This window comes from Pseudoalteromonas luteoviolacea (assembly GCF_001696455.1).
Taxonomy (GTDB): Bacteria; Pseudomonadota; Gammaproteobacteria; order Enterobacterales; family Alteromonadaceae; genus Pseudoalteromonas; species Pseudoalteromonas luteoviolacea_C.
Genome location: NZ_MAUJ01000001.1, coordinates 165,477 through 177,893 on the forward strand (window position 1 = coordinate 165,477; position 12,417 = coordinate 177,893).

5 protein-coding genes and 1 pseudogene are annotated in these 12,417 nt (G+C 41.7%); all 6 read left to right on the plus strand.

The genetic code is table 11. From position 1 onward, the window contains the following. Window positions 1-239: 239 nt before the first annotated feature. Window positions 240-548 (plus strand): annotated as a pseudogene (locus tag A7985_RS27115) (thrombospondin type 3 repeat-containing protein); the annotation flags it as partial. Continuing rightward, window positions 458-6,469, plus strand: coding sequence for a cadherin-like beta sandwich domain-containing protein (locus A7985_RS00735; RefSeq protein WP_141685235.1), 6,012 nt, complete (start codon window positions 458-460; stop codon window positions 6,467-6,469). The pseudogene A7985_RS27115 and the gene A7985_RS00735, both read left to right, overlap by 91 nt. A gap of 15 nt (window positions 6,470-6,484) precedes the next feature. Beyond that, entirely contained in the window at window positions 6,485-7,078 is a 594-nt protein-coding gene (locus A7985_RS00740; RefSeq protein ID WP_065788540.1) for a hypothetical protein, read from the plus strand. Window positions 7,079-7,331: 253 nt separating this feature from the next. Then, a complete protein-coding gene (locus A7985_RS00745) occupies window positions 7,332-10,142 on the plus strand; it encodes a bifunctional aconitate hydratase 2/2-methylisocitrate dehydratase (RefSeq protein WP_081310375.1) in 2,811 nt (936 codons plus the stop codon). An 822-nt stretch (window positions 10,143-10,964) separates the two neighbouring features. Then, window positions 10,965-11,795: a formyltransferase family protein gene (locus A7985_RS00750; RefSeq protein WP_065788541.1), complete on the plus strand. Its 831-nt coding sequence runs from the start codon at window positions 10,965-10,967 to the stop codon at window positions 11,793-11,795. After that, entirely contained in the window at window positions 11,782-12,390 is a 609-nt protein-coding gene (locus A7985_RS00755; RefSeq protein ID WP_065788542.1) for a LysE family translocator, read from the plus strand. Before A7985_RS00750 ends, A7985_RS00755 begins: the two co-directional genes overlap by 14 nt. Window positions 12,391-12,417: the final 27 nt, after the last annotated feature.

A 12,417-nucleotide genomic window follows, 5' to 3' on the forward strand; every position in this document is an offset into this window, starting at 1 on the left:
AGCCCTATAGTCAGCTTACCTTAGAAACATCAGAGCAGACTTTAGCAATTCGACTGCCGAGTCATATACCGACTCAAGGCAAAGTTTTATTTATGACTGCGTCGGATGGCTCAGCGTATTCAGCTTATAGTTCATCGGATCATACTAAGCTGCTTAATCTGTTACTCGCGGGTAGTGCTTTTGTGGCCGATGACAACTGTCAGTTTACGCCCAATCGTGATCAACTTGACAGTGACTCAGACGGTAAAGGTGACGCGTGCGATATATCGCCACAAGACTTAGACGGCGATGGCATTTTAAATGTGAGTGATAACTGTCCAGAAATTCATAATGAAGACCAACATAATATCGATGGTGATGAGTTTGGCGATGCATGTGATAGTGATATGGATGGCGATGGCATAGACAATGACATCGAAATAAATACGTTATTTACCGACCCTAAAAACCCCTATTCTTGGTCGAACACAATAACAGATGGCGAAGCGATTTTGACAATGACGGTGTTAGCAACGCACAAGAGTTGGTACAAGGTAGCGACGCATTAATACCCAATATTCGTTTGGTGAGAGGAAATAACTACGTCTATTTCCCTTTCGAGTTATTACAGCAAGCGAAGGTTTCGGGGCTAAGTCATGTATTACGTGAGCATGGTGATGTGAGCCGAATTGCCACTATTGATATATCAGGAAATATCGAAAAAGAGTATTCCTTTGATGGAGAAAAGTGGGCAGGTGAGGACTTTAATCTCACTATGCATCAGGCGTTAGTCGTGCAAAGTGCTAACCAAGCCTTGATTGAAACTACCAAAGATAATATCTGTCGTCCTGTTGACCTCAAAGCTGGGGTAAATTTTACAGCCTTACCTTGTAGCACAGCGACTTATACAGCTTTTGAGTTTTTAAAGGAATATGGGCCAGATAAAATTAAATCGATCACGTCTATTGATACTGAAACTGGATTACATCAAACCGCATTATTTGTTGATGATGAACCTGCTGGTGAAGATTTCTTCTTAGCTGTGACGGAAGGTTATCAAGTGGAGGTTATATCGCCATTCACGACCAAATCGCATCAGGTAAGTAAGCATGGTGTCAGTATTAACAATCTTGAACAATTGCAGGTCGTTTCTACTTCATCTGTTGAGGTGAGTGGCTACATAGATACCTTGTCAGGGCTTGTGATGATTAACGGAGAAGCCGTTGAAGTGGTGAATGGTCGCTTCAGCTTGCAAGATTTCACCTTACAAGAAGGTGAAAATAGGGTGGTTATCTCAGGGCGAGATCAAAATGGTTCACCGATTTTCTATGAATTTACAATAAAGTATGCAGAGCCACCTCGTATTTCATTGGTATCTCACCAACAAGACCAATTGGTTTTTGCTAAAGCCGTGACGATTGCAGGGCGATATGACAATGCAACGAGTATTACGGTTAATGAGGTACCCGCGAACTTACAAGGAGAGTACTTTGCTGCATATCCAATTGAACTTAAAGCAGGTGACAATACCATTAAAATAGTGGCCACTGGTAAATATGGTGTGCGTTCAGAGCAAGTGATTTCGCTTCGTAGCCAACCTCGTTCTGTGACTTTGCCCGCGGCGACGAATGTGGACCTCGATCTACTTCAGTCGGTCATGTTTGACAGAGTTAAAGAGGCGAAAATTCCGTCTCATGTGACTTTTTATGGTAAAGAACAGACATTAAAAGGTGAATATTCTTCATGGAACAGCATCTACCCAGATATGCAAAAGGTTGGGTATTTGGTTTCGTTTAGACACGTGATTTCAGAGAATGTACCTGGTGTGCGCATTAGTTTTAACACGACCAGCGTGGACCCTAAATATGGTTCTGAACAGTTTGGTGTGCCTATTGAAGTTAACAATGCGTTCGGCACTTTAAAGTACATAGAAGAAGCATGGCTAAATCTAACCACCATAAGAGAAGGTGGCGGTGCTGTGATGGTAGTGACTTCTCATCAAGATGGTGACGATGTCTCTTCTTCGAACACACGGTTCCAAGGCTATGTTATTGAAGCTGAATCATTAATTTATCAGGGAGTCAACGTGCCCCTTGACGATGGGTATTTTGATATACCAATCACCTTGGAAGCGGGCCGTAACTACTTAGAGTTTGAATTGATCCGCCAAGGGAATCGCAGTAAAGAAACGTACAGGCTCGACTATTATCCTCAAAACAGTGTGGACATTAAAGTAACCTCACATGGTCATAATCAGCACGTGTCTGGCAATGAAATCTTTTTGCAAGGGGTGATTTCAGAAGAGGGGGCTGTCGTAAAGGTAAATGGTAAAAACGCGGTGTTGAATGGGAAGCAGTTCTCGATAACCTTACCAATTACTGAAGGAGAAAACTGGCTGACAGTAGTGGCGCAACATCAAGGACAAAGTACGCACTACAAGTTAAAAGTTCATCAAAACGATATCACGGCTCGCTACACCAACTTGATTGATAGAGCGCGTTTATTTACAAATTGGCCAACGATTAACATCGCGACAAATGGTGAATTAAAGCGTGCAAGAATTAACAATGGTCGCTGGATTAATGCCTATGGTGAAAGCGATGTGTCTATTGCTGTCGAGTTTTACAGTGAGATAAAAGAGGGCCGCAACGTACTGACTACGGAATTGGAGTTCACCGATGGGCGAATTCAGAAATTGCTGGGTATTGTGCATTATGATAAGCGAACTTTGAAACTTAAAGTTTTACAACCGGATACTGTACGCGCATCTTTCACGATGGATAATGCGCTTTTTAGTAAAGCAAAAACATTTCGATTTGACCTTGGCTGGGTGCGCAGCAAAAGACGAGGATTGTTTCAGGCGCCTGTACCGGATGGTGCGTCTTCACGCTATGGTGCCTATGGCCACATCAGCAATGGTAAAATCGTAGAAGATCTTGGCGTGGATGAACTCAACCGCCGCACAGTCATTTTGGAGTTTGAATATGAAATATTCCAACGTTTGGTTGAAGTGGGAGATGTCTCAGACGTTGCAAATCCCATTAGTGCCTTTGATGAACAAGACAAGGTACTTCACTACCAAAAGTTCAACTATTTTGCCCAATATGTAGATATTTCAGAACAGCCTAAAGTTTATATCTGGAACCATGCTGAGCAGGGGAACGTATATTCTACGAGTACTTCGGTTGTGGCAAGTGTTGCCAATTTTATCCCCTCAAAAGCAAAACTTAATGGTCGAGGTATCAGGGTACAGCGAAGCACATTAAATAATGGATTCAATGAGTACCTACTGTTATCTGGGCGTGTAGATGCTTCAGAAAAACAGTATAAGCTAGAGGTATTTAACGCAAACGGGGAGTCGATTAGTAAAGAGTTTAGGCTGGAATATACGCCATTTGTTTATACGTTAGCACCGGGCGAAGTTTTTAATAATAACTATTTAGACGAAATTATCACGTACTATGATCCGGGGAATGTATGGTCACAGGCGAGAATCAACAAAAATAATGACACAGTTAACATGTCGTCGTTTATTCAAACGATGTCAGGGCAAGTTAACAACGACGGCATTTTTATCGGTGATGTACGTTATGGTGTAGAAACCAACGCTGGTGGAGCAACGGTCGGTGCACAACGCATACACCACTACCTAAATGTGCCAGATAATCAATCAGTGATACAGCACGACAGACGCTATATTAGCTTTGTTGATGTATTAGCAAATACGCAAGCGGCACCGGAGATTGAGGTTATTTCGCCGCGGCCAAATAGCGAAACGTATTACCCTGTGGTTGATGTACAAGTGAAAACACCAAATGACCACTTTGCAAAGGTGTATATCAATGGCGTGCTTGCAGAGCAAAGTTATAGCGCATTAGCAGTAAGTTATGATGTAGAAACTTATCAATATGTAAAAATGCCTCTTCAACTTGGCGAAAATCAAGTGTCAATCAAAGCGCATTCAACACTCAATGACCAAGTGTCTGAGCGCACCTACCGATTTACTCGTAAAGCTATGCCGTTACCAGTGTTCACAGTAACCAGCCCCCGCCAAAGTGAGGTATTCAAAATTTATCGTGCAGGTGACAAGAACATCGTGATCGAAGGGACGATTGATCAAAGTATTCCTGTGAATGAGCTAACCATAGATGGTGAACGTGTATCTCAAATGAGTAGTGGCCAGTTTTTCCATCACGCTGATTACTCGCAAGGGGAGCATCAAATCGTAATAAGTGCTCGTAATGATGCTGGTAAAACAGAAAAAGTTGTACGATTCTCAATTGAGTATGGAAGCCCTAACCTGACGATTGAGATGCCAGAGTCTCTAAATCAAACCACCACCAATGATTATGTCTTCATCATGGGTTCTGTGGAAGATTTAACTGCGTCGGTGACAGTCAATGGTTCCGCTGTTCAGGTTGACCCAGAGTATGGCAATTTTAGATTGGAGTATGCGCTTAATGAAGGCATGAATGTCATCGAAATCGTTGCTGAAAATGACTTTGGGAAAAGTCAAAAAACCCTCAATGTGAATCGTGTTGTAGCGACTAAGTCTCATATTTCAGTTGCTCGAGATGAATCAGTTGATAGCGAGTTTGATCTTGTCGCTACCGCAGAAGCAATTTCGCAAACATCAAGGTTTAGATTTAGAGAAGCACAAGAAGCGCCTTGGGGTGTGGAAGTCGATTTCAGATACAAAACAATGAAAGGGACGCCCAGAGATACGATTGTGTTTATGTACAATGTGTGGGTACGTGACTTGGTGCAGCCGGGTGTTTACACCGTGCCTATGATTGTAGAATTGCTCAATTCTAGCGGGGAAGTGATCCACACTGGCCGAGTAGATATTGTGGTGTATGTTGAAGTGCCCCGATTAATCTTAGAGCTGGATAATCTAGCGCAAAATCAACAAATTCCTACAGTTCGATTTACCGTTACGGGTTCAGTGAGTGACTCTGGCGCAACTCTGCGGTTCGATGGCTCCTTGGTCGCGCTAGACAGCCAAGGTCGGTTTGAGCATGAGTTACAATTAAATGAAGGGTATAACCAAATTGAGGTTATAGCGACAACACAGCATCAAGAGATTTCGCAAAAGTACCAAGTCAACGTATTGGTTTCAGAATTGAGGTTATCCGTAACAAGCCCTGAGCAGGGGGAGACTCTGTCGAACAACACTGTCACATTTAGCGGGACGGTAAATGACCCTCTTGCAAACGTCACAATCAATGGTTTAGCGGCGCAAGTCTCTGCGCAAGGGCAATTTTCAAAGCAGTTGAAATTCTTTGAAGGCCAACATCAAGCGACGGTTCGTGCCGATAATGGCTATCAGGTTCAATCGCAAGTGATCAACTTTGAAGTGTTACCACAGCCCTTAACTTTAACGGTATCAAGCCCTCAAGATGATAGCTTAAATGAAGATGGGCGTGTCATGGTAGCGGGTCAAGTTTCTCACCCGACAGCAAAAGTCAAAGTCAATGGCCTTGGAGTTAACGTGGATGATACGGGGCATTTTTCGAAGAGGATTAATCTGTTTGCCGGCGAGCATTCTTTGCAAATAAGTGCGACCTATGGGGAGCAAAGCGTGAAGGAATCTCGTTTAGTGCGTGTGAGTTCAGCCACATCTGAAAATGTAGTAGAGGTACTAAAAGGCGGCGAAAGCGTGGTGAGAAGCCTCCATATCGACATGAATGAAGCTCAAATGTCGGCATTGAAATCATATACTTACACATTGTCCAACGAGTATACGGGCATCAACTTCAAAATGGTCAATGTTTACTGCTCGGGCAACGGTGGTGGTTTTGATTTTAAGTTTGAGGTCGCTGAGGATGTGACGGCTGATAGCTATGCAACCGATCTGTCTATCGTGATGAAAGATGGCGCTAATCAAGTTATTTCAACGCTTGTTACGCCAATGACAATCAAGGTGGTTGAAGAGTCTATTGGGTTGGTGGTGTTGACGCCTAAACCGAATGAAGTATTCAACTCAGAGCGTGTCATCGTCACGGGTCAGGTTGATAAGGCCGCTGCATCCGTTTTGGTAAATGGCAATGTTGTGAGTGTAAGTGCAGATGGCTCATTTACGACTGAGCTCACTTTGGCCAATGGTGTGCATTCGGTCATTGTAGAAGCGACATATGGTACGCAGCGCGAAGCGGTTGAAGTACCCATAGAGGTTGATTCAAATGCTTCCGTTGAAGTCGTCAACTTAGCAGTAGGGCAGAGCCAAGCGCTCGCCATTGATGTGAGCGCTGATAGCCAAGTTATGTCACAAGTGCGCAATTTATCCAGTCAATTCTCTCAAATGCCAGCGGGCTTGAGTATACAAACCAGCAATGCCAGCTTTGTCGATCAACATACATTACGTGTGAACTACGAGATCTCAGCTTCTCAAGTGATTTCAAGAGCAGACGTCGACTTCAACATCATTCTGCGTGATTCAGCACAAAACGAGGTGTTTGTGCACCCTGTGACTTTGAGGATTAACCCTTAGTGTTGGAGGTTAACATTGCTTAGTTTTATCAAAAAACGATGTCGTGTCGGCTTGGTCCTCGCAACGTTACTGGTGGTAATTGGGTTCGCCTTATTACGACCGGTAACCTTCAAGCTTACGTCATCGCAAGATTACCAAGGGTATTTGGTTCAAGTCGTGGATAGAGGTGGAAATACGATAGAGTCGCATGTTGTAGACTCAACACTGGAGCTGAACTCTCACCAAGTATTACGTTGGATGATTGAAGGTACAACATTAAATGTAGTCCACCCTTTAGTGCGAGCGCAAACCATTATATTGACGCCAAGCATACTACTTAAAGGCATGAATAATCTAAACCTGAGCTGCTGGTGCGCAGACAAAACATACCCTGTTCAACAAGACTTATTGGTTGTCTATGCACATTTTACCACATTGAAAACTGACTATATTCCCATTGTTGATGTTGCTATACGCACTAAGTCTGTCGAAGGGCATAGCAAAGCACTCTACATGATGACGGCAATAGCCAGTGCAAGAGAAGGGAAGGCGCGTCGCCTTTCAAAAGTCGAGGCAAGAAAGATGCGAGCAGAGATAGGGGAAATCATTTCGCAATTGTACATAAATTGACTAATGAACTAAATGGCATATTGTTTTACATGACGAGACTAATATTAGTTTGGTAAATGGGAATTATTATCATATAAATGCTATTTATACCGCGCATTAACTTTATAAATTAGCGTAACGTAGTGAATCTAGTGTATTTTGCGGCCCAAATAAAAACTAAAAAGTGCTTTTTAGTTAAATGATTACGAGCGCTTTAAAATAGGGTAAAATAACCCTGTTTTATCTATGCGTATTACTGCCTGACGAGGTTTATATGAGTTTGTATAATGAGTACTTGGATGAAATCCAGACCCGTAAAACGGAACAAGGACTAAATCCAAAACCAATTGATAGCGCAGAGCTATTGTCTGAAATTATTGCCCAAATCAAAGACGCTGGGCATGAGCACCGCGAAGATTCTCTTAAATTCTTCATCTACAACACACTTCCAGGCACAACGAGCGCTGCTGGTGTTAAAGCACAATTCCTAAAAGAAATTATCCTAGGTGAAGAGACCGTCGCTGAAATCACAGCTGATTTCGCATTTGAGCTTCTTTCTCACATGAAAGGTGGTCCTTCTATCGCTGTGCTTCTTGATCTTGCAATTGGCAATGACGAAGTGACTGCGAAGCAAGCTGCTGAAGTACTTAAAACACAAGTATTCTTATACGATGCTGATACCGCTCGTCTACAAGATGCATTCAAAGCAGGTAATGCAGTTGCTAAAGATATCCTAGAAAGCTATGCAAAAGCTGAGTTCTTCACGAAGCTTCCTGATGTTGCAGAAAAAATCGAAGTGGTTACTTTCATCGCGGGTGAAGGTGATATTTCTACTGACTTACTTTCTCCAGGTCACCAAGCGCACTCACGTGCTGACCGTGAACTTCACGGTCAATGTATGATCACACCTGAAGCACAACAAGAAATTGTTGCGCTGAAAGAAAAGCACCCTAACGCGAAAGTGATGCTTATCGCAGAAAAAGGTACTATGGGTGTAGGTTCTTCACGTATGTCTGGTGTGAACAACGTAGCATTATGGGCCGGTACTCAAGCAAGCCCTTACGTTCCATTCATCAACATCGCACCTGTTGTTGCAGGTACAAATGGTATTGCGCCTATCTTCCTTACTACCGTTGATGTAACGGGTGGTATTGGTCTTGACCTTAAAAACTGGGTTAAGAAAGTAGACGCTGACGGCAATACAGTGACTGATGAAAATGGTGACCCAGTATTAGAAGAAGCATACTCAGTAGCGACTGGAACTGTGCTTACTATCGATACTAAAGCGAAAAAATTATTCAACGGCGAAGCAGAGCTTGCTGATATTTCTTCTGCATTCACGCCACAAAAAGTTGAGTTCATGAAAGCGGGCGGTTCTTACGCGGTTGTATTCGGTAAGAAGCTTCAAACGCTAGCGGCAGAAACACTAGGTGTAGAAGCACCAACTGTTTATGCACCTTCTAAAGAAATTTCACACGAAGGCCAAGGCCTAACGGCTGTTGAGAAAATCTTCAACCGTAATGCAGTTGGTGTTGCTTCAGATACGCCATTACATGCAGGCTCTAACGTTCGCGTTAAAGTTAACATTGTAGGTTCGCAAGATACTACAGGCCCTATGACGTCACAGGAGCTTGAAGCAATGGCTGCTTCAACGATTTCTCCACTTGTTGATGGCGCATACCAATCTGGCTGTCACACAGCGTCTGTTTGGGATAAGAAAGCGCAAGCTAACATTCCAAAGCTAATGGCATTCATGAACAAGTTTGGCCTTATCACTGCGCGTGACCCTAAGGGCATTTACCACTCAATGACTGACGTTATCCACAAGGTACTGAATGACATTACTGTGGATGACCGTGCTATTATCATCGGTGGTGACTCACATACTCGTATGTCTAAAGGCGTGGCGTTCGGTGCTGACTCAGGTACTGTTGCACTTGCACTTGCAACGGGTGAATCGGCTATGCCAATCCCAGACTCTGTAAAAGTGACCTTCAAAGGTAAAATGGCAGAGCACATGGACTTCCGTGACGTTGTACACGCAACGCAAGCACAAATGCTTAAGCAATTTGGCGGCGAGAACGTGTTCCAAGGTCGTATCATTGAAGTTCACATTGGTACTCTAATGGCTGACCAAGCGTTCACTTTCACTGACTGGACTGCAGAAATGAAAGCGAAAGCGTCAATCTGTATTTCAAACGATGAAACGCTTATCAAGTCAATTGAACTTGCTAAGAGTCGTATCCAGATCATGATCAACAAGGGCATGGAAAACGAAGCGAAGACGCTTCAAGGCCTTATTGACCTTGCAGATGAGCGTATCGCTGGCGTTAAGTCTGGTGAGCAACCAGCTCTAGCACCGGATGACAATGCTAAGTACTATGCAGAAGTTGTTGTTGACCTTGACGAAATCGTTGAGCCAATGATTGCAGACCCTGACGTAAACAACGAAGATGTGTCTAAGCGTTACACGCACGACGTAATTCGTCCTGTTTCATACTACAACGACAAGCCAGTTGATCTTGGTTTCGTAGGTTCTTGTATGGTTCACAAAGGCGATATGCAGATCATCGCGCAAATGCTTCGTAACCTTGAGAAGCAAAACGGTTCAATTGAATTTAATGCGCCTCTAGTCGTTGCACCACCAACATATAACATTGTTGATGAGCTTAAAGCGGAAGGTGATTGGGAAATCCTAGCTAAGTACGCTGGCTTTGAATTTGACGACGAAAAGCCAAAAACAGCTGCACGTACTAAGTACGAAAACATTCTATATCTAGAGCGCCCTGGGTGTAACCTATGTATGGGTAACCAAGAGAAAGCTGAGCCTGGTGACACTGTAATCGCAACTTCAACGCGTCTATTCCAAGGCCGTGTTGTAGCAGATACATCAGAGAAGAAAGGTGAGTCTCTACTTGGTTCAACGCCGTTAGTTGTACTTTCAACTGTACTTGGCCGTTTCCCAACTATGGACGAGTATAAAGCTGCGGTTGAGGGCATTGACCTAACAGCATTTACTCCGCTTGAAGAAGAACTAACGACTAAGTTTGGTTCTGAGCAAGCTGTACCGGTAAAAGTTGTTTAATCTGTAAAGATAAACAAATAACCACCAGAAAAAGCGCGTTTTATACGCGCTTTTTTATTACTTTTGAAATTGAGTCTAACAGGCTTCGTCGTATATAAGGTGTATATGCAGCGCTTTATAGCTAACCGTGTGGCGTCTCTATTCACACTGAAATTAGTAAGCTGGAATATCCTGTTAGCCAAAATTCAATTTCCTCATCGCTTCTACACTGCATTCAAAATACATAACTTTGAGCTCTCTGCTACTGCGTAAATAGTGGCATGAATCTATTTGATCATTGCTTTTCCTATTTATAGATTTCGAGACTGTTTTCTTTTTTAGTGTTTTACCCTTCGTGTAAATTTAAGGGCTCATATTTTTAAGAAGTAGGCTAAATAATATAAGTCATTAAATGGTCGAGTAATTATAATAGGGCGAGAAATTAGTAATCGCCTTCTATAATTCACGCCTTTAAAACGAATAATCCTAATTAATTTTAGAGTTACATGGTGTTACAGGTTATAAAAGTAACTCTTTTAAATAATTCGATTGTCCTTATTTTCAGAACTAGTTAGCAGTAAACAATTTATTTTTTACCCTTTTTGGGAATTAAAACCCATGAAATCAATTGTTAATGTGCTAGCTAGTGTAGGAAGTAGTGTTAAAGGGTTAGTTTGGTTTTTAAAATTAACCTAAAAACAATAATAAAGTTTTATGGATATTGCCATATTGGGGATTTTTTAACTCTTTTTTTAATTGACATTGAATGTACCAAAGATCAAGAATAATAGGCCATTAGGTGAAAATAGATTATTTCGTGGGTAATAACCAAAGGATATTGAAATGAAAACCCTATACGTGCTTACCGAAGCGCTATTCCATACAGCGTATCTTGTAGATAAAATATCGAAAAACAAAGCGTTCGATAATATAGTTTTTCTAGTAAGAGATAATAAAGATCTAGACAAAGAACTGCTCATCAGCTTGCATAAAAAATATGAAGGAAATTCTGATTTATCAATTGAACATCTTAATGAATTTGACAGAGCGTATGGTGGACTGTCTCTTTCTGAAATAGATATGATTAAGAGGTTTGGCGTACCTGGTATACCGCCTATTGGAGTAGATAATTGCATCGTACTCACGAGCTTTAATAGCGATACTATAAAAAAAATGGTGAGTGCTGATAAAACACTTAAATGCGCGGCAATATTTCTAGACTGTATTTTAGATGATTGGTGGATAGACTGCTTTGAACAAAGAATAGTAAATGCGCATTCCGCCGTTCTACCTCATGCCCGAGGTATGTTTGCCATTGAGCAATACTTACTTTGTGCATCTCCCGCTGATATTGAAGAGGCTGCTGGTGCAACGATTCATTATGTAAACAGTGGTATAGATAAAGGAAATATCATAAAAACTAAAAAGCTGAAAAACCTATGGGAGTTGGAGTCAGTGTGGTCTATCAAGGCTGATTCTTACATGACAGCATTTAGTCTGATAGAAGAGTATACTAACCAAAAAGATTGTTTTTCCCTTTCTGATTCCACACCGCAATCTCATTTTGGTCCATTATTTTTGGAAAAGAACTTTACTAAAGAGAAGCGTATATTAGCTCAGAAAACATTTTCTGAAATGAAAGAGTCTCTTGGAGTTTGCAATGGAGCAGCTTAACATTGTCTTATTTTTAACTACAAGTTTGGTGATCAATGCGATTCCCGGACCAGATGTTCTGTATGTTATTAGTAATTACAAATATAAGGGTTGGAAAGCGGCAACTCCTAGCATTATAGGGCTGTTCTTAGGGTACTTATTTCACGTGTTGATTACATTTATTGGTATATCAGCAGTTATTGCTAGTACCCCTGTTTTGTTTAGTGTAATAAAGTACCTTGGATCTGCTTATTTAATATGGATGGGTGCTAGTATTATATTGGAGGTTTTCAGAAGGGATGGCCATAAGCCAGATCAAGTTGAACAACCCAATCAAACAAATAAGTATCTAACAAGAGGGTTTATTATTAGCGCATTAAATCCTAAAGTTAGTGTTTTCTTTTTATCTTTTTTACCTCAGTTTATCCCTCAGAATGATAAGAACAGTTTTGTTATCGTGATTCTTGGTCTCATTTTCTGTATAGGGGCTACATTTTTCAATTTTTTATACTGTTTTCTTAGCAGTGTTAGAACGAAGAAAGTATTCAAACATAAACTTTTAGATTACTTACCAGGCGTTATATTAGCTTCGGTAGGTGTTTATACCGCATTTTAAAAAAACCTTATGTCAACCAAGGAACTC